Consider the following 24380-nt stretch of genomic DNA (forward strand, 5'->3'; position numbering starts at 1 on the left):
ACCGTAAGGATGCTTATGTCTTTGAAGGATTATGATGCCGCTCGTCTCGCGCAGGTGCGTGAGGAAGTCACCGCGAAGTATGCGGAGTTGAAGGCTAAGAATCTGTCCTTGGATCTCACTCGCGGTAAGCCTTCCGCGGAGCAGCTGGATTTGTCCAATGATCTACTGTCGCTGCCGGGTGAGAATTTCCGCACACAAGATGGCGTGGATTGCCGTAATTATGGTGGCCTGCTGGGTATTGCGGATATTCGTGAGCTGTGGGCTGAGGCGTTGGGTCTGCCTGCTGATCTGGTGGTGGCACAGGATGGTTCCAGCTTGAACATCATGTTTGATCTGATTTCTTGGTCGTACACGTGGGGCAATAATGATTCGTCACGCCCGTGGTCTGCGGAGGAGAAGGTGAAGTGGTTGTGCCCTGTGCCTGGTTATGATCGTCATTTCACTATCACGGAGCATTTTGGTTTTGAGATGATTAATGTTCCGATGACGGATGAGGGACCGGATATGGATGTGGTCCGTGAGTTGGTGAAGGATCCGCAGGTGAAGGGCATGTGGACGGTGCCGGTGTTTGGTAACCCCACGGGTGTGACGTTCTCTGAGCGGGCGTGTCGTGAGCTTGCGGAGATGTCTACTGCGGCCCCTGATTTCCGTATTGTTTGGGATAATGCTTATGCGTTGCATACGCTTAGCGACGAATTCCCAATTGTGCACAATGTTATTGAATTTGCGCAGGCTGCGGGCAATCCTAACCGCTTCTGGTTTATGAGCTCCACCTCCAAGATCACCCACGCTGGATCGGGCGTGTCCTTCTTCGCTTCCTCTAAGGAGAACATTGAGTGGTATGCCAGCCACGCTAATGTGCGCGGTATCGGACCGAACAAGCTCAACCAGCTGGCGCATGCTCAGTTCTTTGGTGATGTGGCGGGTCTTAAGGCTCACATGCTCAAGCATGCGGCGTCGTTGGCTCCGAAGTTTGAGCGTGTGATCGAGATCCTCGACTCGCGGCTCAGCGAGTATGGTGTGGCTAAGTGGACCACTCCTACTGGCGGTTACTTCATCTCCGTGGACGTGGTTCCTGGTACGGCATCGCGAGTGGTGGAGCTGGCCAAAGAGGCTGGTATTGCGTTGACTGGTGCTGGTTCTTCCTTCCCGCTGCACAACGACCCTAACAATGAGAACATCCGCTTGGCGCCGTCGTTGCCACCTGTGGCAGAGCTTGAGGTGGCTATGGATGGTTTTGCTACCTGTGTTCTCATGGCAGCCCTTGAGGTGTAGTGCATGAATTTTGACGAGACGGCCGTGTGGCTCGATGGCGTATTCCCTGGTGAGCTCACGATTCATCCAGCGCCCGCGGAGAGTTTTCGAGTAGGCACGGTCGATCTCGGCGAGGACATGCTGGCCACCACTCTCGATTTCGCTCGGGTAGATACGGGCCTTGAGTCTGGTGGCCGCGACGTGCGCAGTGAGGTATTCACGGTTGCACACGCGGGGGTGGATGCTGAGAAGTTCGTGGAGTTGTTGCGTGCGCTTGGCACCTTGCTTTACGACGCCTCCGGCTCGCTGCCCGCACAGCCTGGCCAGTTGGTCCCTGCCGTGGGGATTGAGCCCTTTGAGGGTACCGACATCACAGTGCGGCATGGCCTTTTTGTGGTGCCTTATGTGTGGGGTGGGGAAGTGCCCCAATGTGATGAGTCTGATCGGCTGACGGTGATGCTCCAGCTGGTGATGCTCACCCAAGAAGAATTCGATTACGCGGTCACCTATGGCATTCCGGAACTCCAGTCGGAGATTGCGCGAGCGGGAATCGATCTACTGGATTGGAGTCGGTAGGCTAGGGCACGTGGCTTTATATCGGAAGTATCGACCAGCGTCGTTCGCAGAGGTCGTGGGGCAAGAGCAGGTAACTCAACCACTATCGGTGGCATTGGACAGTGACCGAATCAACCACGCCTACCTTTTCTCGGGTCCACGTGGCTGCGGAAAGACGTCGTCGGCACGCATTATGGCGCGCTCCCTGAACTGCGTCGAAGGCCCCACCTCTACTCCTTGTGGCAAATGCAACTCTTGTATTTCGCTTGCCCCCAACGCGCCTGGCAACCTCGACGTTACCGAGCTCGACGCGGCAAGTAACCGCAGCGTAGATGACATGCGTGAGCTCCGCGACCGCGCCATGTACGCCCCCGCCGAATCGCGCTATCGCATCTTTATTATCGACGAGGCGCACATGATTACTCGCGACGGCGCCAACGCCCTACTTAAAATCGTCGAAGAGCCACCGGCGCACCTCATCTTTATTTTCGCTACCACCGAGCCGGAGAAAATCCTTCCCACAATCCGCTCGCGTACCCACCACTATCCCTTCCGTCTGCTGACCCCACAATCCATGCGTGGCCTGCTGGAACGCACCGTGGCTAGCGAGCACGTGGCCGTGGAAGACTCCGTCTATCCGCTCGTGATCCGCGCCGGCGGCGGCTCCCCGCGCGACACCCTCTCCATCCTCGACCAGCTCATCGCCGGTGCCGGCCCCGACGGCCTCGACTACAACCTTGCCCGCATGCTGCTCGGCGCCACCGATGACACCCTCATCGACACCACCATCGACGCCCTCGCCGGCAACGACAACGCCGCCCTGTTCCAAGTCGTCGACGATGCCATCGAATCCGGCCTCGACCCCCGCCGCTTCGCCACCGACATTCTCGACCGCTTCCGCGACCTCATGGTCCTCCAATCGGTCCCCGACGCCCTCACCCTTGGGCTTGTCGACGCCCCCACCGACCGCGGCGACATCCTCCGCGACCAAGCCGCACACCTACCGGCAGGCGAAGCTGCCCGACTAGCGGCACTGGTCAACGACGGCCTCCGCGGACTTAAAGGAGCAACCTCGCCACGCCTGCTCCTCGAAATCCTCTGCGCAAAAATGCTCCTGCCCAGCGCGCCACCCGCAGCAACTGCCACTACACCTGCTGCCGCTGCGCCGGGGCCAGCGCCCACTGAGATCCCCGCTAAATACGAGCGCCGTTCCGTCCGCTTGGCCAGGGAAGCAGCTGCACGCAAGACCGCCGAGGTTGCCGCTCCTGCTCCTGTTCCTGCGCCCGAGCCGAAGCCGCGCGATGGGTTTGCCACCATTCAAGAGAAGTGGGCAACGATCAGCGATGTGATCTTCAAGGCCAATTCTGTGGCTGGTATTTTGCTCAGCCAGGCAACCTTGCTGGGTTTGCGCGACGGCTCCACCCTTGTGATCGGCCACAACACTGGTGCACTGGCGCATCGGATCAACGACCCACAGCATGCAGGCTCCATCGTCACCGCGATTAAGCAGGAAACTGACCTCGATGTGACCATTGAGTGCGTAGTAGGTACGGACCCCAAAGCTGCTGGTTTTAGCGAACCAGAAAACAAAAAGGTGTGGAACCCCGACCCAAAACCGGAACCCAAGCCGGAGCCTAAACCCGAGCCCAAGCCTGACTCAAAACCGGAACCTGCCCATGCCAGCGATAATGTCTGGGGTGCACCTGCGCCGCTCGGTGGTGGACAACCAGCTACGCCTCCGCCGCCACCGCCGGTAGAGCGCTTTAGTCCTGCCAAGGTGACGGCACCACAACCTCCAGCTGCGCCGCAACCTGTGCAAGAAGCTCCGAAACCCCGCTGGCAGCAGGCCGCTGAACGTGGCATGCGCAAGATGGAGGAGCGCGCCAAGCGACCGTCGTTCTCCGATGGGGTGCCGCTGCCGCCCGAGCCGGAAGAGCCGGATGTGCCGCCGGATCCCTACGGCTACCCCGCAGATGAGGGGATGCCGGAACCTCAAGCCTCTCAGACTACGTCTAACTATGTAGTGGACCATGATGAGGAAGAGGAGATGGTTAGGGAAGCAGCACAGGGCGTGGGTAATCGTGACCATCGCGATGCCATGACCGTTGCCGTGGACATTCTCTCCGAGGAGCTAGGTGCTCGACAGCTTTAGGTACACTATTCGAATGACCGCCGTCGCACAGCAGGTGTGGCGGATACTAAAAACAATGCGAAAGGCAGTTGAATGACTCAGCCGGATATGTCCCAGATCCTTGCACAGGCACAGCAGATGCAGACTAAGTTGCAGGAAGCTCAGCGTGAGATCCTTGCTACCACCGTGACCGGCACCGCTGGCAATGGTCTTGTGAGCATTGACATGCAGGGCAACGGCATGGTTTCTTCCGTCACCATCGACCCTAAGGTTGTTGACGCTGACGACGTAGAAACCCTCCAGGACCTGCTCGTTGGTGCATTCGCAGAGGCTCATGAGAAGCTCGGCACCCTTGCAGAGCAGAAGATGGGCCCACTGTCTCAGGGCTTCGACGGCCTTGGTGGGATGTTCTAAGAGTTGTTCGAAGGACCTCTCCAAGACCTGATCGACGAGTTTTCTCGGCTCCCTGGTGTGGGGCCGAAGTCGGCTCAGCGCATTGCTTTCCATCTGCTCCATGTGGAACCAGCAGACATTGCGCGTCTGCAAGATGCGCTGGGTGCTATTCGTGACGGTGTTACTTTCTGTCGCATTTGCTGCAATATCTCTCGCGAAGAGGTCTGCCGCATTTGTGCGGACTCTTCACGCGACCGCAGCACCATTTGTGTGGTGGAAGAACCCAAAGACATTCAGGTTATTGAACGAACCGGCGAGTACACAGGTCGCTATCATGTGCTCGGCGGCTCACTTGACCCCCTTGCCAACATTGGCCCCCGTGAACTCAACATTTCGCAATTGTTGCAGCGTATCGGCGGCGTGTTGCCAGACCGTGAGCTCGCCGACTCCACCCCCGAGGCACCGCTTTACGAAGCCTCCCCAGAAGTGCGCGAGGTTATCCTTGCCACCGATCCGAACACCGAAGGCGAAGCCACGGCCTCCTATTTGGCTCGGCTGCTGCGCGACTTCCCAGATCTTGTGGTATCACGCCTTGCCTCCGGCATACCACTCGGCGGCGACCTCGAGTTCGTTGATGAACTCACACTGTCGCGCGCCCTGAGCGGCAGACTGACGCTGTAGGAAAACCTACGCTAGGCGCTCCTTGCGCAGCTGTTCGACGACCGGCAGATCCAAGGGGGCAAGATCAGTAAGAGCAACGCCCATCGCTTTGGCCAGTAGCAGGTCCGCAAGCTGCGGGTTGCGGGCCAGCGCTGGGCCATGCATGTAGGTGCACACCACGTTGCCCTGCACAGCGCCTTCATAAGACACCTGCTCATCAGACACTGAGGCGGTAGTAATGCCGTGCAGATCAGTGTTGCCCACGCCTCGAGTCACAGCGCCCAGCGGCTGGGCATCAGGGCCTAAGATGGTGGCACCCATGTGGTTTTCAAAACCAGTCAGCGGTTCGGTGAGTTCCGCGGTAAAACCTGCTGCGGTGGGGGTGGACTGAAGTTCCCCGATGGTGCGCTTGGCTAGAGACGCAGTGGTGGCGTCGATAAGCCCTACGCCCTCGACGATCTTTCCGGAGGCGCGGAAGGAACGCCCCAACACCTGCAAACCTGCGCAAATGCCCAAAATTGGGCGGCCGAGATCAGCGGCACGGCGCAGACCCTGGTCGTTGTTGAGGTGTTCTGCTGCCAAGATCTGGGCGGTGTCTTCGCCGCCGCCGAGGCAGTACAGGTCTAGGCCCTCAGGAACGGCTTCGCCTAGGCGAACCGTGTGAATCTCCGCGGAGATACCACGCAGGCGGGCGCGCTGGCGCAGGACGAGCGCGTTGCCGTCGTCACCGTAGGTGCCCAACACGTCCGGCAGGATTAAACCGATGGTTAATTCGCTCATGTTAAGCCTCCTTGGTTGCGGCGGTGATGGCGCGCTTGAGATCGCGGAATGCGGTGTAGTTGGCTAGGACTTCGACGCGCCCCGCCGGGCAGGCCTTGATAGCGGCGAGGGGGTCGCGCACGAGCTCGTGGTCCACGGAGGCGTAAGTCAGACGCGCGGAGAGGTCTGTACCGCGCTCGCCGGCAGCCTTAACGGAAAGCTCTTCGAGCTCCTCGAACTTGACATCCCAGAGCCAGGAGAGGTCCTCGCCATCAGCGACTTGGCCGTTCACGGCGATCACAAGGCCCTCGGCGGTGCGATCCACCATGGAGAGCGCTTCTTGCCAGCCGGCTGGGTTCTTGGCCAACAGCAGGTGAATTTGGTGCTCGCCAAGGGTGATGGTGGAGTAGCGGCCCGCTACATCGTCTACCGTTTCGACGGCACGCACAGCATCATCCAGCGGCACATTGAAGCAGGTCACGGCCGCAGCGATGGCTTGGGTGGCGTTGCCACGGTTGGCGTTGCCCGGTAGTGCTAGGGACAGCGGGACGGGTTCGGCATGCCCTGGGGCGAGAATACCGTCAGGGGTGATGGTCCACGCGGGGGTGGGGCGTTGGAAAGTTTCGCCGTTCGGGAGTGGTTTGGTTGCGTACCAGTGGTCGTCTTGGCGGACGATGTGGCTGCCGGTGCGTGGGCAGGACACGGAGTCGCCGGTCCACCCGGCACCAGCTGATACCCAGACTATGTTGGGGGCGTCGTAAGCCACGGAGGTGACTAGCACGTCGTCGCAGTTGGCGATCACGATCATGTCGGGGTGTGCGGTCACGCAGTCGCGCAGGGCACGTTCGATCTTGTTGATCTCGCCGACGCGGTCAAGCTGGTCGCGGGTGAGGTTGAGCAGGATCAGGCACTGCGGGTGGAGGCGGTCGGCTGCCGACGGAACGTGCAGCTCATCGACCTCAAGAACCACGTGGCTTGCCGATTGCCCCGCCATCAGAGCGGAGATAATGCCGGCGTCCATGTTGTCGCCACCTTCGTTGGTGGCCACGGTGTGCTGGGCGCGGACGGCGCTGGCCAGCATGCGCGTGGTGGTGGACTTGCCATTCGTTCCTGTTACGAGCGCGGTCGGACGCGTTTTAGCCAACGACTGCATGATGTTCGGGTCGATTTTTTCTGCAATCAGACCACCAATCATGCCGCCGGAGCCACGGCCGGTCGCCCGCGAAGCCGTAGTGGCAACAGTGGCCGCGCCGATTGCAAGGCGAGTGCGCAAATTAAAACTCATGGCGACTAAGTCTAGTCCACTTAGGCCTCTGCTGGCTTGCCCGGCTTGACGTGTTCAACCGCACGCAGAAATTCTTCGTCCGTCATCAGCGGAATCCCTTTGCGATCGCCGTGCATTGCCTTGCCAGTAAGATTTTCACGTTTATTGCACACAATCAAACTGGAGGCGCGGGTAATTTTCTCATTGTAGGCCAACTCTGTGCGCACGATCGCTTGAATGATCCGGTCGGGATCCATGGTGATCTCAGGTGCCACCACAACCTCCATGCCCTGCACCAGCCCGCGCTCCTTGGTGTAGATGCCAGGGTTTTCCCACACGCGCGGCAACTCCATGGCATCCACGCGGACGTTGGATCGTTGCAGACCAAAGCGGTCCGCGCGCAGGTCCTCCGGGCTTGTCGACGCCACCACTCCCTGGGCGTGTTCCACAAAGAACATCTGCGCCACCAACAGCGTGTCTTCCCGCGTGAGCTGTGTGCTGTCCGCCTGCGCGCGCGCCACACTCGCACGAGCATCAGGGACTTCTAGGCCCAGTTGCGTTGCGACGTTCCTAATGCGGATGTCTGCAAACTTTAATCCTAGGCGGCGTGCAGTAGCGAGCGTATCCACAATCGTGACCGGCTTGGGGATATGCCCCACCCGCTGCCTGCGCCGATTGCGTTGCCGACTGCGACTGCGGTTAGCGCGGGCAGCATTGCTCATTGCACGTTTCGACTCAGAAACGATGAACCCCCACACCAGCTCTGCGTTGTGTACCAGCAGGGTGCGGCCATCGATTAGCCTGTCAAGGGCTTTAAGGATCTGCGAATAACGCTTGCCCTCTTTAACCTGATCAGGCGAAAGGCCGTGCAGGTGGAAGGGGCCAGGGTTTGATTCTGGATTGAGCACTGCGAAGAAGTGGTCGACTTCCTCGCCCTGCTCTGTGAAAGTAACGGCATCAATGGTGACGAGGCGGCTCGTCGATGGGTGAATACCGGAAGCCTGCACCGATAACGCCACATAAGGAGCCTTTTCGATCTCTGCTTTTCGAGCTGCTGCCTGCTCGGTGGCGCGCTCTTCTTGGTCCTTATTAGTCATGGGGAACAGTCTAGCTGGCGGTCTTGTGGGCAGAGAAACATTCAAATCCTAGAGGTTAAACCCTTGGTCGCGGGCGATCGCGAAGGTGTGATTGCGTTTATCGGAGTCGGCTCCTGCAGTAGGATTTTTCGCAAGCACCTGACGGGTGAAACTATCTACGCGCCGGTTGGCATCCCGAAGATCGTAGTAGGTGGTTATCTCTTGGTCGTAACCACTAAGCGCTTCCAGCCACGAGTCGGGCGCATGGTAACCATTTTCCATTGTGCGCAATGGGGTAGCCATACGTGGTTTAAGCTGCGGCTCTTGATTAGGCCAGCCCAGTGTCATGCCCACAACTGGGAAAGTGAGCTCAGGTAGTTGCAGCAGTTCGATCACAGCCGCAGCATCGTTGTGGACGTTGCCGAGGAAGTTTACACCCAAGCCCATCGATTCCGCAGCGATGCACACGTTTTGTGCCGTGAGGCAGGCATCGGTGAACCCTTGGACAAAGTTGCGGACTGTCGCAGCACCGGCAGGGTCCGCGCCTATCTCTTGGAGGATACCTGCGTTGCGGTGGCAATCGACAATAAACAGCAGGTAGATAGGGGCGCGGCCAACATATTCCTGGGCGCCGATTTCGGCTAAGCGTGCCCGTAACTGGGGGTCAGTTACACGGATAATGCTGGTACTTTGCATTCCCAACGAGGTGGCAGTCCGCCCCGCCACCGCAAATAGCTGCTCCATGATCTCCTCCGATACTTGCTCGGTGGTGAACTCACGGATAGTGCGGTGGTTAAGCTGGGTGCGAATTGTCTCGTTCATGCCTGCTTTCATGTCTGCCAAGTGTAAGTAGTTATTTAACTCAGCGCACGGTTGACCGCAGAAGTAATTGCCTTCAGGGAAGCGTAGGTGATGGAACCAGCGATGCCCACGCCCCAGAATTTCTTGCCGTTAATCTCTGCCAAAATGTAGGCTGCGGCTTCAGCATCGTCACCTGCGGTACGGGCATGCTGCTCATATTCCTGCACCTCAACATCAATGCCCAAGGACTCCAGCGCGTTGGCATATGCGGCGATTGGGCCGTTACCGTGGCCTTCGATAGCCGTCTCAGAACCATTAACGATCAGGCGGGCGTGAATGCGAGCCTCATCGTTTTCAGTTTCCGCAGCATCAACGCTCATAGAGACTTGCTCCACAGGGCTGGTGCTATCCAAGTATTCGCGGGCGAAAATGTCCCACATGTTCTTAGAATTGACCTCGCCACCCTCGGCATCGGTGACCTCCTGCACGATCGAAGAAAACTCGACCTGCATAGGACGAGGCAGCGCCAAACCGTGATCGGTCTTCATGATGTAAGCAACGCCGCCCTTGCCGGACTGCGAGTTAACACGGATCACTGCCTCGTAGTTGCGGCCCACATCCTTCGGATCGATCGGCAGGTATGGAACCTCCCAAGTTTCTCCACGCAGCTCGTCCCAGGAGACTTCGGTGTGGGTCGCGCCGGGGCGTACTCGGGATGCCATGGCATCTAGGCCCTTGTTAACGGCATCTTGGTGGGAGCCAGAGAACGCTGTGAATACCAGGTCGCCGCCATAGGGATGGCGTTCTGGGACGCGCAGCTGGTTGCAGTATTCAACGGTGCGACGGATTTGATCAATGTCCGAGAAATCAATTTGTGGATCCACGCCTTGGGTGAACATGTTCAGACCAAGGGTGACCAAGCAGACGTTACCGGTGCGTTCGCCATTACCGAACAGGCAGCCCTCGATTCGGTCCGCACCAGCGAGGTAGCCCAGTTCTGCTGCTGCGACACCGGTGCCGCGATCGTTGTGGGGGTGCAGAGACAAGATGATGCTGTCGCGTCGGTTGAGGTTGCGGTGCATCCATTCAATGCCATCGGCATAAACGTTTGGGGTGATCATCTCAACTGTTGAAGGCAGGTTGATGATGATGGGGTTTTCTGGGGTTGGGTCCATGACCTCGACGACGGCATCGACGACTTCCTTGGCGTATGCCAGTTCGGTTCCGGTGTAGGACTCGGGGGAGTACTCCCAGCGCCAATTGGTATCGGGGTAGTCCACTGCGATCAATTTGATCAGCTCGGCAGCATCGGTAGCCAACTTTTTAATTGCTGCTTTGTCTTTGCGGAATACTACGTCGCGCTGCAGGATCGATGTTGAGTTGTAGAAGTGCACGATCACGTTTTTCGCGCCCTCGCATGCTACGAATGTGCGACGGATCAGGTGTTCGCGTGCTTGTACGAGGACCTGGATGGTGACATCGTCCGGAATCATATTGTTCTCAATGATTTCGCGAACAAAGTCGAAGTCGGTTTGCGAGGCGGATGGGAAGCCGACTTCGATTTCCTTGTAACCCATGTTGACCAGCAGGTTAAACATGCGACGCTTACGCTCAGGGCTCATTGGGTCGATGAGTGCTTGGTTGCCATCGCGAAGGTCTACTGCGCACCACTGTGGCGCCTTAGTGATGCGTTTTTGCGGCCAAGTGCGGTCGGGGAGATCGATGTTTTCTACTTCGACGTGAAACGGCTGGTATCGGTTTACTGCCATGGAGGAATTGCGCTGAGTGTTCCATGGGGCCTGACCTGGTGCTTTATCACCACGTGGGGTGATAACGGCTGCAGGGGCGGAGATGAAAGTATCTGGGGAAGTCATTGGTAGTTTCCTTTAAGTGGGTTCTTGTTACAGCCGGCTACACCAGAACTCCGCGACGGGGAGTCGGCTGTGTGTAAGGGACGTTAAGCCTGTGACCCGCCGCGGCGAAGAAGGAGAAGGTTCGCACGATTCATGTGAAGTAGCATACATGAATCCCGCCCCATGCGCTAGGTATCCCACTATGTGGAACATGTTGTGGGATGTGTCGTAGTTGGGGGTGTAGTGGGGTAAAAATGTACATATGATTGACGCCCGCGATTGCCTAGCGCTTGATGCCTCCAAACTTTATTACGTAACAGGTTTGGGGCAGGCACAGGTAGCTAAAGAGCTGGGGATTTCTCGTCCTACAGTATCCAAGCTGCTATCGCATGCTCGTGATAAAGGATTTGTCACCATCTCCCTGAATGACCCTCGCGAGGCTGCAGGTGGGTACGTCGAAAAGCTTTGTGCTCGCTATGGACTTGTTGATGTCCGCGTCGTACAATCCCCTGCAATGGGGCGGAGGCTGACTGGCGAGCTGGGTAATGCCGGTGCAGCGCTGCTGGAAAAAGTTGTAAAAGACGGTATGACGGTGGGCGTGTCGTGGGGTGACACGATGCTGGCCGTTTCTGAACATCTGCGCACCTTGCCCTTGGTGGATGTGAAGGTGGTGCAACTTAAAGGCGGGCACTCGCATACTGTGCGCAACACTAACGACATGGTGACGCTGACGCGCTTCTCGCGGGCTCTGAATGCGGAAATGATGATGTTGCCGTTGCCTGTCATTCTTGACAGCAAAGAAGCTAAAGAGCTGATAGTGAAGGATCGACATATTGCGTCCATGTTGAACCTGGGGGCGCATTGTGACGTTGCTGTGTTTACGGTCGGGGCGGTAAAGCCGGAAAGTTTGCTGCTTAACTTGGGGTATTTGTCGCCTAGTGAGCAGGCTCGTTTGATGGAGTATGCGGTAGGTGATGTGTGCTCGCGCTTTTATGATGCTCAAGGTGAGGTTGCGGACCCTGATATTGATGCTCGAACGGTGGGAATATCGCTGGCAGATTTGAAGAAGCGGCCTGTACGGGTGCTGGTAGCGGGCGGTTTGGAGAAGGCGTCGGCGATTGAAACTGCCTTGCGTACCGGTGTGGCGACCCATGTGGTGATTGATCATGCTACGGCGCAACGCGTGGTAGAGATGGCGTAGTGGAGATGCGGTGCTGTTAACGCTGTCGAATACTAGTGCCATTTTTATTTCCCCCTGTGTTTGATTGGCTGATTTTGAGTGTAACCATAGTGCTATAACGCGCGCTAGCCCCTATCGTTACCCCTTTTTGTTCGAATGTTCTTTCGGATGTCAAGGCCTTGCGATACACTCGCAAACAACATGAACAACCAGGGGGCTAAACATCATGAACATCACAGGGGAGAGGGTGTCAGGTGTTTTGTGTGTGAGGCTCTGATCCAGAAGGAGTTTCACTGATAATGACTACCGTGTCACCGAGGAAAGGTCATGACCCGAACAGGGTCAACGAGATCAGCGCTAAGCTGATGGAAAATCCGGAAATCGCCGAACTGATCGGCGAGTTGTCGACTTCCACCGATGATGCCAGCGACCTGGTCAAAGGTCTTTTGCAGGCATCGATCAACGCTGGTCTGCAGGCTGAAATGGACGCGCATCTAGGATACGCGCACTCTGATCGTACGGCGAAAGCCCAGCTGGGCACCCCGGATGGTGGCAATCACCGCAACGGGTCGTACACCAAAACCGTCAACTCTGGCTACGGCACCTTTGATGTGACTATGCCCCGGGATCGAGCTGGCACGTTTACGCCGCGGATGCTGCCTAAAGGCACCCGCCGTCTGACGGAGCTTGATGACATGATCATCTCCCTGTACGCCGGTGGGATGACCGTGCGCGATATTTGCCACCACCTCGCCACCACCCTCGGGGTGGATATGAGCCCAGATACGATCAGCACCATTACCGACGCGGTGTTAGAAGAGGTCATGATCTGGCAAAACCGCCAGCTCGACGAGTTCTACCCAGTGATCTTCCTCGACGCGCTGCGAGTGAAGATCCGCGATGGCCACCGCGTGGTCAACAAGTCTTGCTACATGGCGGTAGGCGTCGACATGGACGGCATCAAGCACATCCTGGGATTGTGGATCGCAGACAATGAAGGCGCCAGTTTTTGGGCATCCGTGTGCGCTGACCTTGCCAACCGTGGGGTCCAAGACGTGTTCATCGTCTGCTGCGACGGGCTCAAAGGCCTGCCGGAAGCCGTGGAGGCAACCTGGCCGAATTCCATGGTGCAGACCTGTATCGTGCACCTGATCCGGGCGGCCAACAGGTGGGTGTCCTACCAAGACCGCAAACCCGTATCAAGTGCGCTACGGGAGGTCTACACCGCACCGACCGAGGACACCGCCCGCGCCGCCCTGGACGCATTCGAGGCCAGTGAACTGGGCCGTAAATACCCGCAATCGGTCAAAGTCTGGCGCGACGCCTGGGACCGGTTTGTGCCATTTTTGCAGTTCCCGCCTGCGGCACGGCGGGTACTCTACACCACGAATTCGATCGAATCGCTGAATGCTGAGCTGCGGAAAGCCACCCGCAACCGCGGCCAGTTCCCGAACGATACCGCCGCACTAAAGACACTGTGGCTGATGATCTGCAACATCGAGGACAAGCGCGCTGCCCAGCGAGCGAAGAAAGCCAAGCGCGCCATCGAATGCAACGGCTATATTGAAGGAGCGAAAGCCACCGGGTGGAAACAAGCCATCAACCAACTAGCCGTGGCTTACCCCGACCGATTCGCGGACTACTTGTAAACCAAGCCCCCCGCACACAAACAATCGGACACTCTCACAGGGAGACCACACAACCGTTCTACAGTCACTGCGACATGAACGACCCACTCTGCCGTGCTGAACGACTACGCATCCAATTCGACTACTACCGCTGGCACAGCCTACAACCCAATGACAACGACGACGTTGACACCTACACCGCAGACATCGCCACCCGTATCGGCAAAACCCAACGCTACGTCTGCGACCACCTCGACGCCATCTACTACCTCACCCAACTCCCACAACTCCACACCCTCTACCAACAACTCTGGCACCTCGACGACACCCGACTAATCAGCATCACCAGAATCATCTCCGCACTACCTACCACCTACTTTGACACCATCGACACCCACCTGACACGCTGGCTCACACCCACCCAACCAGCACAAACCATCCCCACCGCCAGAGCTATTACCCGATTCCTACGCAAAACCATCACCCACCTCGGCTACCACCTCGACAACACTCGAAAACCAGAACAATACGTCTACATCTATGACGCCGGACACGGGCTCGCAGGCATCGACGCCCTTATCCACGCCGGTGTCGCAGAGCTACTCGACACCACCCTACGCAGCATCAAAAAGACCCATAGTTGCGACGACTCTACAGCCCTACAACTTCTCCTAGAAGACAAAACCAGTGTGGTGATCAACCTCTACGACACCGGCACGGGGATTACCTGCACCCCACAGGGAACGGCCCTGCCTCAGGTGCCTGAGCATCCTGTTGTTCGTGTGCTCGGTGACGCTGATGTGGCTGTGTCGACCGGTTACCGGTTTACAGAAGCAATGCGCAGGTTTATTCAAGGCCGTGATGGGGTGTGTCGTTTCCCTGGTTGTGGGGTGCCGGCGCAGTGGTGCGATATTGACCATGTTGAAGAATATGATCTCGGTGGAGTTACCGGTGCTGTCAATGCTCAGTGTTTATGTCGGCATCATCACAATGTGAAAACGTCTCGTCGGGTCGATTGTGAGATTGGTGCCGGTGGTGTGGTGTCGTGGCAGATCGGTGATCGTACGGTGGTCACCACACCGGAAGGGGTGCTAGCGGGGCAAACGTTTAGGCAACGCAGAGAAAAGAAAATCAAAAAAGCGGCATAGGGGATGAGGGATGTGTGCGCGGGGGCTCGCGCGTGGATTCCGCATGCCTAAATTTAGTAATCGCCCAGTGGGCTATGGCATAGACCATAGAACAAATGTAAAAGTGGGCGTTGACATTTGTAACTACTCGGGCTTAACCTCGAAGTATCAGATAATTCACGAGCGAGGAGATGCACGTCATGGCTGAAAAATCAACCCCACACATCAATCCCAAAGGCGTCGACATCGCAGAAACTGTTTTGCTGCCTGGCGACCCACTGCGTGCAAAGTTTATCGCAGACACCTACCTAGAAGACGTTGTGCAGTTCAACTCGGTGCGCAACATGCTTGGCTTCACCGGTACCTACCAAGGAACCCCAGTTTCTGTGATGGGCTCCGGCATGGGTATGCCTTCCATCGGCATCTACTCCTATGAGCTCATTAACTTCTTTGATGCTCGCAACGTTATTCGCGTAGGCTCCATCGGCGCTATGCAGAAAGATATTGACCTCTACGAGATTATCGTTGCAGCATCTGCATCCACCGACTCCAACTTCCTTGAGCAGTACAACCTGCCTGGCACCTACGCCCCAACTGCATCGTGGACCCTGCTGAAGGCGTTCATGGATGAGGCTGACCACAAGGGTAAGAAGGTTCACGTCGGCAACATTTTGTCCTCCGATGTTTTCTACAACACTGATAGCACCGTGAATGAGCGTTGGGCTCGCATGGGTGTGCTCGGTGTAGAGATGGAATCGGCAGCACTGTACTCCATTGCCGCATACGCTGGTGCAAATGCTCTGGGCGTATTTACCGTGTCGGACAACCTGTTCACCGGCGCACGCACCACGGCTGAAGAGCGCGAAAGTGCCTTCACTGACATGATGGAACTCGCACTACCATTGGCGCGCGCATGACAACACACAATGCAACATTGAAGCCCACTAATCCGAAAGCGGCAGTGCCGGTACTGCTGTTCAGCTTCGTTTTCTGTTTGATTGTGGACAATGGTTTTAAGACCATGACCGGCCCGATGGCAGAGGGCTTGGGCATCGACCCCAACACAGCCTCGCTGCAGGCATCACTTGCAGGTGTGATCATCGGCATTGGTGCGGTTGTTTATGCTGCACTCGCCGACGCCATCTCGATCCGCAAACTCATGCTCATCGGTATTAGCCTAGTGGTCGTGGGATCCGTCATCGGATTCGTGTTCTCCGGCTCGTGGCCACTTGTTCTTGCAGGTCGCCTCATTCAGACCGGTGGCCTCGCTGCAGCGGAAACGCTGTACGTGATCTACGTGACCAAGCACCTCGCAGCGGAAGACCAAAAGACCTACCTCGGCTTTTCTACTGCCGCATTCCAGTCCGGCTTGCTGGTAGGCGCACTGACCTCTGGTGCTATCTCCACCTACATTGGCTGGCGCGTGATGTTCTTGGTCCCACTGATCCTGATCGTGGCAGTGCCATTTATCCTCAAGACCGTCCCAGAAGAAGAAGCCTCCTCGTCGCACCTCGATGTTGTTGGTCTATTCCTGATCGCTATCTTTGCTACCTCGGTTATCCAGTACATGCAGGCCTTCAAGCTGTTCTGGTTGGCATTCATGCTGGTCAGCATCGTGATTTTCGTCTTGTACGTACGCAACGCCAAGAATCCAGTGGTCAACCCAGAGTTCTTCAAAAATGGTCGCTACGTATGGGCAATCCTGCTCGTGCTGATCATTTACTCCACCCAGCTCGGATACATCGTGCTGCTGCCATTCGCAGCTAAAGAGTTCCACGGACTAGACCAAGCTCAGGCATCATATCTGATGATCCCAGGCTATATCTGCGCAGTCCTGATCGGCATTTTCTCCGGAAAGATCGGCAAGCTGATGACGTCGCGACGCACGATCTTCACCGCACTGGGCATGATCATCGTCGCCCTCGTGGTCGGCGCGCTCGCCATCCAGGTTCACGTTGCCGTGGCAATCGCCTCGATCATCCTGTTCGCATCCGGATTTGCGCTGCTCTACGCACCACTGGTGAACACTGCGCTCGCCAACATCCTGCCGGAGAAATCCGGTGTGGCCATTGGCTTCTACAACCTGACCATCAACATTGGTGTCCCACTCGGTATCGCCTACACCTTCAAGCTGATGAACCTCAACATCGGAACCAACGCCGTGATCTGGATTCTTGCCGCGATCGCTGTCGTCGGAGCCGTGATGTACTTCATCGCTGACCGCGCGCTATTTAGCCGCGAAAAGGCCGCAGGCATCGATTCCGTAGCAAACCACTAAAACATCCACCCACTTCTCAAGGAGCCTCAACAAAATGACTACCCGCAACGACGTAGCCCAGATGATCGACCACACCCTGCTCAAGCCAGAGGCAACCACCGACGACTTCAAGGCACTCATCGCCGACGCCGCCCGCCTCGGCACCTACTCGGTATGCGTATCCCCATCCGCACTCCCAGTTGAGGTTCCAGAAAACCTCCACGTAGCAACTGTCGTGGGCTTCCCGTCCGGCGCCGTCAAGCCAGAGATCAAGGCTGCTGAAGCTGCCCGCACTGTTGCCGATGGTGCAGAAGAAGTCGACATGGTGATCAACATCGCCCTCGCCAAGGAAGGCAAGTTCGACGAGCTCGAGGCTGAGATCAAGGCTGTTCGCGACGCCGTCCCAGCACCAGGAATCCTCAAGGTCATCCTCGAAACCGCAGCACTGACTGACGACGAAATCGTCGCAGCATGCAAGGCCTCCGAAAACGCTGACGCAGACTTTGTCAAGACCTCCACCGGCTTCCACCCAGCAGGTGGCGCAAGCGTTCACGCAGTGGAAATCATGCACGCAACCGTGGGCGGCCGCCTCGGAATTAAAGCCTCCGGCGGCATCCGCACCGCCAAGGATGCCCTTGCCATGATCGAAGCAGGCGCTACCCGCTTGGGTCTGTCTGCCTCCGCAGCCATTCTTGAAGAACTAGGAGAGTAGAACAATCATGAGCTACGCAGAGCTAGAGCTCACAGCCCGCGAGTGGGCGGACCACGATCCCGACCCTCGCACCAAAGAAACCATCGAGGGTTGGCTTAAAACTCACGATGAAGAATCTCTCCAGCAGGCATTCAACGGACCGCTGACTTTTGGCACCGCCGGCCTACGAGCACGAGTGGGCGCAGGTGAATCACAGCTCAGCTTGGCAGTCATCCTGCGCACCACTTACGGCCTAGTCAACTGGGTAAAAACCCAGCTTGGAGCAGATGCCACCCCTACGATCGTGATTGGCTGCGACGCCCGCCACGGATCCCTAGAGTTCCACCAAGCTGCAGCGGAGGTCGTCTCCGCAGCCGGCGGACGCGCCCTGCTGCTACCAGCCAAAAACCCCACCCCACTGACCGCCTTTAGTGTGAAGAAGTTTGGTGCCGATGCCGGCATCATGGTCACCGCCTCACATAACCCGCCAGCCGACAACGGCTACAAGGTTTACCTCGGTGGACGCATCGCCCAAGGAGCAGCCGAAGGCGTGCAGCTGATCAGCCCAGCGGACAAAGAAATCTCCGAGGCAATTGCAGCAGCACCGTACGCAGACGAGATCCCACGCACCACCGACAACATCGAACATGTTGACCCACGCGAGGACTATCTCACCCGCGCACTGACCCTCGCAGACAAAAAGAGCGACGTCCTCATCGCCCTGACTGCCATGCACGGTGTCGGCGCAGACCTGGGCGAAAAGGTGCTCACCGCTGCCGGATTCAACGTCTCGCTCGTCCCAGAACAAGCCGAGCCAGACCCAGATTTCCCCACGGTGTCCTTCCCGAACCCAGAAGAAAAAGGTGCCCTCGACCTGGCGAAAGCACACGCCAATGCCATCGGTGCAGACGTCATCATCGCCTACGATCCTGACGCGGATCGCTGTGCCGTCGCCACCCTAGACGCTAACGCCGAAGGCGGATGGCGCCAGCTCAGCGGCGACGAGACAGGTGCGGTGCTAGGTGCATACCGTGCGAGCGTCGCAAAGCCAGGCTCCATGGCCAACTCCATCGTCTCCGGCCGCCTGCTCTCCAAGATCGCCGAAGCCGCAGGGCGTACCCACGCCACCACACTCACCGGATTCAAATGGATCGCACGCACCCCTGAACTCGTATTCGGCTACGAGGAAGCCATCGGATTCTGCTGCGACCCAGAAGCAGTCGCCGACAAAGACGGCGTTTCCGCCTCCGTGGTCGTAGCGAGCCTCGTCAGTGCCCTCAAAGCCGAAGGCCGCACCCTCGATGATGCCCTCGACGACCTGGCCCGCGAGCACGGCCTCTACCAGACCGCTCCGCTCACCTTCCGCGTCGACGACCTCTCCATCATCGCCCGTGCCATGAGCGCCCTACGCGCACAACCGCCAACGGAACTCGCAGGAGCCACCGTCACCGAGGTCACCGACCTCAACGACCCAACCCTGCCATGGGGCGCAACCGACGGCATGATGTTTATCACCGACCGCAACGACCGCATTATCTGCCGCCCATCCGGCACCGAGCCAAAACTCAAGTGCTACCTCGAAGTGGTCATGCCCGTCACCGGTGACACCATCCCACGCGCCGAAGCAACCCAACGCCTCGACACCATCGCCACCGCACTGCGCACCCACCTCGGAATGTAGGAGAGAAACAACCTCGCGGTCAGCCTTGCTACATTAGTGACAAGTATGAACAAGGTACTCACAGCACTAGCCCTCGTAGCCGCAACCACCGCGTTGCGGCTCGGGGCTTTTGCCATAGCAGGAGCAACCGCCGGAATCCCCAACGCCATCACCACCGCAGCGCTGAAATGGGACGCCGACCAATACCTCACCATCGCCCGCGACGGCTACCTCGCCAACCCCGAAACCAGCGTCGCATTCTTCCCAGGGCTCCCCATCACCATGCGCATGCTCAGCGCGATCACCCACCTGCCACTAGAAGCATCAGGGCTGGTCATCGTCACCATTGCTACAGTTGCTCTCGCGCTGGCAGTAATGCGACTCGCAGAACTTATGGGAATCACCACGCCGAGCGGACGTATCGTCGCAACGCTTGTGGTGCTTTTAGCACCCATGACCGGCACCTTCACCATGGTTTATACCGAGGCCCCCTTCATGGCGCTAAGCCTCTGGGCGCTCATCGCAATGATGCAACAACACTGGCAGCAAGCAACCCTCCTCGTCGCGCTTGCAGGACTAGTACGCCTCACCGGAATCGACCTCGTAGCCACCTTCGCCATCGTCTTGCTGCTGGCCTCCAAACGCCACCTGCCCCTCGCCGCCATCGCAGCCCTGCCCACCGCCAGCTACCTCGCTTGGGCCTCCTGGGTCACTCGCGACGCCGGAGGATACTTTGGCATCCAAGAAAAAGGCTGGGGCTCGGGTTTCGACGGCGGAATCAGCACCATCAACTGGATCGTCCATAGTCTCCACGAACCCATCCGCCTCGGCTACGTACTCAGCTCCGCCAGCATTATCATCGCCGTCATCGCACTAGTGGTTGCTTATCCACGTCTCCCGCTCGCACCCTGGCTCTTCTCGCTATTTATTGGCCTCAACGTGCTGCTCAGCGGCGGAATCATGCACTCCCGTCCGCGGCTCTTGCTGCCCATGGTCCTGCTCGCTCTGCCATTTATCCGCACCTGGCCTGCGGTAATTCTGTGGTCGCTAGGAGGGCTTGCCATCTCCGCCTACATGATCGTGGTGTTTCCCTGGGCGATCTAAATTAGCTTCCCACCCCGCGCCACGACAACGCAAAAGTAGACACCACCATGGTGACCAACGCGGCCGCCATAAACGCCCAGTTCAGGCCATACACTTGGAACTGCTCGCCCAACACGGCATAGCCCAAAGCAAAAGCCACAATCGGCTCCACAATAGTCATCGCCGGCAGGGAATTTTTTAGCGGCCCAGCATTAAATGCGTATTGCTGGATCACAGTGCCCAAAATCGCACCAAATAACAGGGAATAGCCCTGCCAAGAAAACACAAGAGTGGTGATACCACTATGCGTCATGATGTCCACTGTGGCCTTAGAAAGAACCGCCACGTAGCCGTACACGCCGCCAGTGATAGCGCCTAGAACAAGGGCGCGAGTGTTAAGGGTAAGGCGACCGGAGATGAACCACAGCGCCAGCAGGATAACAGTGCCGATTCCTAGGGCGAGAAGCCAGCGGTCCATAGGGGGCTGGGGGTCACCAGCTGCGGGTTTGCCCAACACCACGAGGATGGCAACGGCCACGGTGAGCGCGCCCGCCCAGCCCATCTCGTCGCGTCTGGGGCGGCGGCCGTCGTAACGCGCGGACAGCGGAAGCGTGAACATAAGCGACAGTACAAGGATTGGTTGGACCACCAAAAGGGTGCCAAAACCGAGAGCCACCACCTGGAGCGCGTAGCCGAGCAGAGCAGTGAGGCTACCGACCCACCAGCGGAAACGGGTGACCGCTTCGAGGAGGGGAGAGCCGTCGGTTTCCTCGGCTATGCGGTGCCGGACCACGGTGCCCCATGCGATGGTGAGGGCCGAGGCGAGGGCGAACGCCATGGCGAGGAAATTGCTGTACATCGGGGTTTAGCCTATATGGTTTGCGCAGCATCATTGCTTTACGACGCTCCCTCTGCACTATTCACCCCCGAATACTGCGAATATCGTGCGGAATTATATGCAGTGTTCGAAATTGACTGTAGGATAGAAATTCGTAATTTCATGATCTTGAACGAGGGACGCGCACGCTGGTTAACGCAGTGTTGTGGCGTTCCGGGAAGGGCGTAGCCCCGTGGCACTTGTAGTACAGAAATATGGAGGTTCTTCGCTAGAAAGCGCGGAACGAATCCGACGTGTCGCTGAACGGATCGTGGCCACTAAGAAGCAGGGGCACGACGTGGTCGTCGTGTGTTCTGCCATGGGGGATACCACCGATGAGCTGCTCGACCTTGCAGCACAGGTGAATCCAGTTCCGCCAGCTCGCGAGATGGATATGTTGTTGACGGCTGGCGAGCGTATCTCGAATGCGTTGGTGGCCATGGCCATTGAGTCCTTCGGGGCGAAAGCGCAGTCGTTTACAGGTTCACAAGCTGGTGTGATCACTACGGAGCGCCACGGAAACGCGCGCATCGTGGACGTCACCCCAGGGCGTGTACGTGAAGCCTTGGACGAGGGCAAGATCTGTCTTGTCGCCGGATTCCAAGGCGTGAACCGTGAGTCAAAGGACGTGACCACGCTGGGCCGTGGCGGTTCCGATACCACGGCAGTGGCGTTGGCGGCAGCGCTTAACGCTGATGTGTGCGAGATCTACTCGGACGTGGATGGCGTGTACACAGCCGACCCCCGCATTGTTCCTAACGCACAGAAGTTGGAAAAGCTGTGCTTTGAGGAAATGCTGGAGCTTGCCGCCAGCGGTTCCAAGATTTTGGTGTTGCGCAGTGTTGAGTACGCCCGTGCGTTCGGAGTGCCGCTGCGTGTTCGTTCGTCTTATAGCAATGATCCCGGCACATTGGTCGCCGGTTCGATGGAGGATATCCCTGTGGAAGAAGCAGTACTAACTGGTGTAGCGACCGACAACTCTGAGGCTAAGATCACGGTTCTGGGGATCCCAGATTCCCCAGGCAGCGCATCTACAGTGTTCCGCGCGCTTGCCGACGCCGAAATCAACATCGACACGGTGCTGCAAAACATCTCCTCCCTCGAGGACAACCGCACCGACATCACTTTCACCTGCCCGCGTGCCGACGGCCCCCACGCCATGGAACTACTACGCAACCTGCAGACAAAGAACGACTGGCAGAACGTGCTTTACGACGACCAGATCGGCAAGGTTTCCCTCGTCGGCGCTGGTATGAAATCCCACCCAGGGGTCACCGCAGAATTCTGCGAAGCACTGCGCGACGCTGGCGTGAACATCGAGTTGATCTCTACCTCCGAAATCCGCATCTCGGTATTGATCCGCGAATCGGATGTCGACGTAGCAGCTCGTGCCATCCACGAGAAGTTCGAACTCGGCGGCGAAACCGAAGCGATTGTCTACGCTGGCACCGGCCGCTAATTGCATTTAAGCTACACATATTTATTACTGATAATCCGAAGGGGATACCATGACCACTGTTGCAGTTGTCGGGGCCACCGGCCAAGTCGGCCGCGTAATGCGTTCAATCTTGGAAGAGCGTGACTTCCCACTGGACACCATCCGATTCTTCGCCTCTGCACGTTCCGCCGGAACTACCTTGCCCTACAAGGGGCAAGAGGTTGAGGTCGAAGACCTAGCTCTGCAAACAGAGGAAAGCCTCGCGGGTATCGACATCGCGTTGTTTTCCGCAGGCGGCGGCACCTCCAAGCAGTACGCACCTTTGTTCGCCGCAGCGGGCGCAACCGTAGTAGACAACTCCTCCGCGTGGCGCAAAGACGACGAGGTTCCACTGATCGTTTCTGAGGTCAACCCAGACGCAAAGAACGACGTGGTCAAGGGCATCATCGCGAACCCAAACTGCACCACCATGGCAATCATGCCTGTGGTCAAGGCGCTTCACGACGCCGCCGGCGTGACTAAACTGCACGTCTCCTCCTACCAAGCGGTATCCGGCTCTGGGCTCGCCGGTGTAGAAACCCTGATCAAGCAGGTTGCTGAGATCGGTGACCGCGCTGTAGAGCTCGTTCACGATGGCTCCCTGCTCGCACCGGAAGATTTGGGCCCTTACGTAGCACCCATTGCCTTCAATGCCCTGCCATTTGCTGGCAACCTCGTTGAAGACGGCGCTGAGGAAACCGACGAAGAGCAGAAGCTGCGCAACGAGTCCCGCAAGATCCTCGGCCTGCCAGACCTGAAGGTTGCCGGTACTTGTGTTCGCGTGCCTGTGTTCACCGGTCACACCATGGTTGTGCACGCTGAGTTCAACAACGCCATCACCCCAGACCAAGCGCGCGAGGTGCTCGGAAAGGCTGCTGGTGTTGACGTTGTGGACGTTCCTACACCACTGGCTGCTGCAGGTGTAGACAACTCCCTTGTGGGCCGTATCCGTCAGGATCAGACCGTAGACGATAACAAGGGCCTCGTCTTTGTTGTCTCTGGTGACAACCTACGCAAGGGCGCTGCACTCAACGCCATCCAGATTGCTGAGCTTTTGGTCTAACAGCGGTTAGCCCGCTGCCTCGTTGGTGTCGGTTTCTGTGGCTGCAGCTGCGACGATATCAGCGCGGGCGCGGGCCACGCGGGAACGAATGGTGCCAATGCGGACGTCGGCAATTTTAGCGGCCTCTTCGTAGGAGAAGCCCAAGACTTGGGTGAGGATGAGGGCTTCTCGACGCTCCGTGGGGAGGGCGTCGATAAGCATGCGGACGTCAACCCACTCCGCCCACAGACTCGACGTGGTGCCGTCGCAATGCTCCACCTCAGCGGCGGATTTGCGGGGGCGGGCCATGTCGTGGCGGATGTTGTCTACCCATACGCGCCGAGCGAGGGAGAGTAGCCATGTGCGTGCGGAGGAGCGGGCCGCGAAGCGGGGGAGTGCGCTCATGACGCGTAGGTATGTCTCTTGGGTGAGGTCGTCGGCGATGTCGGTACCTCCGAGGTGGGCGAGTAGCCGCCATACGTCGGTTTGGGTGGCGCGTATAAAGGCGGTCAAAGCGGCGCGATCGCCACGGCCAGCCTTAAGGGCTAGGGCTGTGACGTAATCATCATCACGCTCGGAGGTTTTCATGTTCATGAACTCTAGCACTCCACC

22 protein-coding genes are annotated in these 24380 nt (G+C 58.0%); 15 read left to right on the forward strand and 7 right to left on the reverse strand.

All coding sequences use genetic code 11. The features are described from left to right. Positions 1-15: 15 nt before the first annotated feature. The 5 genes from ABMV07_RS01190 (at position 16) to recR (ending at position 5014) form a co-directional block, all read left to right on the forward strand. Entirely contained in the window at positions 16-1275 is a 1260-nt protein-coding gene (locus ABMV07_RS01190) for an aminotransferase class I/II-fold pyridoxal phosphate-dependent enzyme (protein ID WP_088267303.1), read from the forward strand. A 3-nt stretch (positions 1276-1278) separates the two neighbouring features. Next, complete coding sequence (locus tag ABMV07_RS01195) at positions 1279-1830, forward strand: suppressor of fused domain protein (RefSeq protein ID WP_088267304.1); 552 nt, start codon at positions 1279-1281, stop codon at positions 1828-1830. Between the two features lie 10 nt (positions 1831-1840). Continuing rightward, on the forward strand, positions 1841-3961 hold the full coding sequence (locus ABMV07_RS01200; RefSeq protein ID WP_374064817.1) for a DNA polymerase III subunit gamma and tau: 2121 nt from the start codon (positions 1841-1843) through the stop codon (positions 3959-3961). A 72-nt stretch (positions 3962-4033) separates the two neighbouring features. Then, positions 4034-4354 (forward strand): YbaB/EbfC family nucleoid-associated protein, encoded by a 321-nt coding sequence (locus ABMV07_RS01205; RefSeq protein WP_088267306.1) that lies wholly within the window; start codon positions 4034-4036, stop codon positions 4352-4354. 3 nt (positions 4355-4357) lie between these two features. Further along, positions 4358-5014 (forward strand): recombination mediator RecR, encoded by a 657-nt coding sequence (gene recR, locus ABMV07_RS01210; protein ID WP_088267307.1) that lies wholly within the window; start codon positions 4358-4360, stop codon positions 5012-5014. Between the two features lie 6 nt (positions 5015-5020). On the opposite strand, the gene ABMV07_RS01215 is transcribed toward recR, so the two are convergent. From ABMV07_RS01215 to leuA, 5 genes are read right to left on the reverse strand one after another with little or no spacing between them, the layout of a single operon-like run. Next, a complete protein-coding gene (locus ABMV07_RS01215) occupies positions 5021-5773 on the reverse strand; it encodes a type 1 glutamine amidotransferase (RefSeq protein WP_196977588.1) in 753 nt (250 codons plus the stop codon). A gap of 1 nt (position 5774) precedes the next feature. Next, complete coding sequence (locus ABMV07_RS01220) at positions 5775-7037, reverse strand: Mur ligase family protein (protein ID WP_088267309.1); 1263 nt, start codon at positions 7035-7037, stop codon at positions 5775-5777. Positions 7038-7057: 20 nt separating this feature from the next. Beyond that, positions 7058-8113, reverse strand: a complete 1056-nt coding sequence (locus tag ABMV07_RS01225; RefSeq protein ID WP_374064818.1) for a DNA polymerase III subunit epsilon — start codon at positions 8111-8113, stop codon at positions 7058-7060. Between the two features lie 48 nt (positions 8114-8161). Next, entirely contained in the window at positions 8162-8926 is a 765-nt protein-coding gene (locus ABMV07_RS01230; protein WP_374064819.1) for an NADPH-dependent oxidoreductase, read from the reverse strand. A 23-nt stretch (positions 8927-8949) separates the two neighbouring features. After that, the gene (gene leuA, locus ABMV07_RS01235; protein WP_374064820.1) at positions 8950-10767 is read right to left on the reverse strand and encodes a 2-isopropylmalate synthase; all 1818 of its coding nucleotides are present in this window, start codon (positions 10765-10767) and stop codon (positions 8950-8952) included. 241 nt (positions 10768-11008) lie between these two features. Here leuA and ABMV07_RS01240 point away from each other — a divergent pair, with 241 nt between their 5' ends. The 8 genes from ABMV07_RS01240 (at position 11009) to ABMV07_RS01275 (ending at position 20393) form a co-directional block, all read left to right on the forward strand. Continuing rightward, the gene (locus tag ABMV07_RS01240; protein WP_088267313.1) at positions 11009-11947 is read left to right on the forward strand and encodes a sugar-binding transcriptional regulator; all 939 of its coding nucleotides are present in this window, start codon (positions 11009-11011) and stop codon (positions 11945-11947) included. A 278-nt stretch (positions 11948-12225) separates the two neighbouring features. Next, positions 12226-13575: an IS256-like element IS1132 family transposase gene (locus ABMV07_RS01245; protein WP_374063848.1), complete on the forward strand. Its 1350-nt coding sequence runs from the start codon at positions 12226-12228 to the stop codon at positions 13573-13575. A gap of 74 nt (positions 13576-13649) precedes the next feature. Continuing rightward, complete coding sequence (locus ABMV07_RS01250) at positions 13650-14702, forward strand: HNH endonuclease signature motif containing protein (protein ID WP_374064821.1); 1053 nt, start codon at positions 13650-13652, stop codon at positions 14700-14702. Between the two features lie 179 nt (positions 14703-14881). Further along, complete coding sequence (gene deoD / locus ABMV07_RS01255) at positions 14882-15598, forward strand: purine-nucleoside phosphorylase (protein ID WP_088268020.1); 717 nt, start codon at positions 14882-14884, stop codon at positions 15596-15598. Continuing rightward, entirely contained in the window at positions 15595-16959 is a 1365-nt protein-coding gene (locus ABMV07_RS01260) for an MFS transporter (RefSeq protein ID WP_374064822.1), read from the forward strand. Before deoD ends, ABMV07_RS01260 begins: the two co-directional genes overlap by 4 nt. 34 nt (positions 16960-16993) lie before the next feature. Next, on the forward strand, positions 16994-17650 hold the full coding sequence (gene deoC / locus ABMV07_RS01265) for a deoxyribose-phosphate aldolase (RefSeq protein WP_374064823.1): 657 nt from the start codon (positions 16994-16996) through the stop codon (positions 17648-17650). A 7-nt stretch (positions 17651-17657) separates the two neighbouring features. Then, on the forward strand, positions 17658-19310 hold the full coding sequence (locus ABMV07_RS01270; protein WP_197690841.1) for a phospho-sugar mutase: 1653 nt from the start codon (positions 17658-17660) through the stop codon (positions 19308-19310). A 45-nt stretch (positions 19311-19355) separates the two neighbouring features. Then, the gene (locus ABMV07_RS01275; RefSeq protein WP_374064824.1) at positions 19356-20393 is read left to right on the forward strand and encodes a mannosyltransferase family protein; all 1038 of its coding nucleotides are present in this window, start codon (positions 19356-19358) and stop codon (positions 20391-20393) included. Between the two features lies 1 nt (position 20394). Here ABMV07_RS01275 and ABMV07_RS01280 read toward each other — a convergent pair whose 3' ends face one another. Further along, positions 20395-21231: a DMT family transporter gene (locus tag ABMV07_RS01280; RefSeq protein ID WP_088268017.1), complete on the reverse strand. Its 837-nt coding sequence runs from the start codon at positions 21229-21231 to the stop codon at positions 20395-20397. A gap of 211 nt (positions 21232-21442) precedes the next feature. Between ABMV07_RS01280 and ABMV07_RS01285 the strand changes: the two genes are divergently transcribed. Both ABMV07_RS01285 and ABMV07_RS01290 read left to right on the forward strand, forming a co-directional pair. Then, positions 21443-22708: an aspartate kinase gene (locus tag ABMV07_RS01285; protein ID WP_003850379.1), complete on the forward strand. Its 1266-nt coding sequence runs from the start codon at positions 21443-21445 to the stop codon at positions 22706-22708. Positions 22709-22757: 49 nt separating this feature from the next. Then, positions 22758-23789, forward strand: a complete 1032-nt coding sequence (locus ABMV07_RS01290) for an aspartate-semialdehyde dehydrogenase (protein WP_085691265.1) — start codon at positions 22758-22760, stop codon at positions 23787-23789. A gap of 6 nt (positions 23790-23795) precedes the next feature. Here ABMV07_RS01290 and ABMV07_RS01295 read toward each other — a convergent pair whose 3' ends face one another. After that, positions 23796-24356 carry an RNA polymerase sigma factor gene (locus ABMV07_RS01295; RefSeq protein ID WP_196977736.1) on the reverse strand — a complete coding sequence of 187 codons (561 nt, stop codon included), beginning with the start codon at positions 24354-24356 and terminating at the stop codon, positions 23796-23798. Positions 24357-24380: the final 24 nt, after the last annotated feature.

The organism is Corynebacterium belfantii (assembly GCF_041898185.1).
Classification (GTDB): Bacteria; Actinomycetota; Actinomycetes; order Mycobacteriales; family Mycobacteriaceae; genus Corynebacterium; species Corynebacterium belfantii.

Coding starts and splice junctions, on each gene's coding strand:
- ABMV07_RS01190 (WP_088267303.1), top strand. CDS start 16: ATGTCTTTGAAGGATTATGATGCCGCTCGTCTCGCGCAGGTGCGTGAG.
- ABMV07_RS01195 (WP_088267304.1), top strand. CDS start 1,279: ATGAATTTTGACGAGACGGCCGTGTGGCTCGATGGCGTATTCCCTGGT.
- ABMV07_RS01205 (WP_088267306.1), top strand. CDS start 4,034: ATGACTCAGCCGGATATGTCCCAGATCCTTGCACAGGCACAGCAGATG.
- ABMV07_RS01215 (WP_196977588.1), bottom strand. CDS start 5,773: ATGAGCGAATTAACCATCGGTTTAATCCTGCCGGACGTGTTGGGCACC.
- ABMV07_RS01220 (WP_088267309.1), bottom strand. CDS start 7,037: ATGAGTTTTAATTTGCGCACTCGCCTTGCAATCGGCGCGGCCACTGTT.
- ABMV07_RS01225 (WP_374064818.1), bottom strand. CDS start 8,113: ATGACTAATAAGGACCAAGAAGAGCGCGCCACCGAGCAGGCAGCAGCT.
- ABMV07_RS01230 (WP_374064819.1), bottom strand. CDS start 8,926: ATGAAAGCAGGCATGAACGAGACAATTCGCACCCAGCTTAACCACCGC.
- leuA (WP_374064820.1), bottom strand. CDS start 10,767: ATGACTTCCCCAGATACTTTCATCTCCGCCCCTGCAGCCGTTATCACC.
- ABMV07_RS01240 (WP_088267313.1), top strand. CDS start 11,009: ATGATTGACGCCCGCGATTGCCTAGCGCTTGATGCCTCCAAACTTTAT.
- ABMV07_RS01245 (WP_374063848.1), top strand. CDS start 12,226: ATGACTACCGTGTCACCGAGGAAAGGTCATGACCCGAACAGGGTCAAC.
- ABMV07_RS01250 (WP_374064821.1), top strand. CDS start 13,650: ATGAACGACCCACTCTGCCGTGCTGAACGACTACGCATCCAATTCGAC.
- deoD (WP_088268020.1), top strand. CDS start 14,882: ATGGCTGAAAAATCAACCCCACACATCAATCCCAAAGGCGTCGACATC.
- ABMV07_RS01260 (WP_374064822.1), top strand. CDS start 15,595: ATGACAACACACAATGCAACATTGAAGCCCACTAATCCGAAAGCGGCA.
- deoC (WP_374064823.1), top strand. CDS start 16,994: ATGACTACCCGCAACGACGTAGCCCAGATGATCGACCACACCCTGCTC.
- ABMV07_RS01270 (WP_197690841.1), top strand. CDS start 17,658: ATGAGCTACGCAGAGCTAGAGCTCACAGCCCGCGAGTGGGCGGACCAC.
- ABMV07_RS01275 (WP_374064824.1), top strand. CDS start 19,356: ATGAACAAGGTACTCACAGCACTAGCCCTCGTAGCCGCAACCACCGCG.
- ABMV07_RS01280 (WP_088268017.1), bottom strand. CDS start 21,231: ATGTACAGCAATTTCCTCGCCATGGCGTTCGCCCTCGCCTCGGCCCTC.
- ABMV07_RS01290 (WP_085691265.1), top strand. CDS start 22,758: ATGACCACTGTTGCAGTTGTCGGGGCCACCGGCCAAGTCGGCCGCGTA.
- ABMV07_RS01295 (WP_196977736.1), bottom strand. CDS start 24,356: ATGAAAACCTCCGAGCGTGATGATGATTACGTCACAGCCCTAGCCCTT.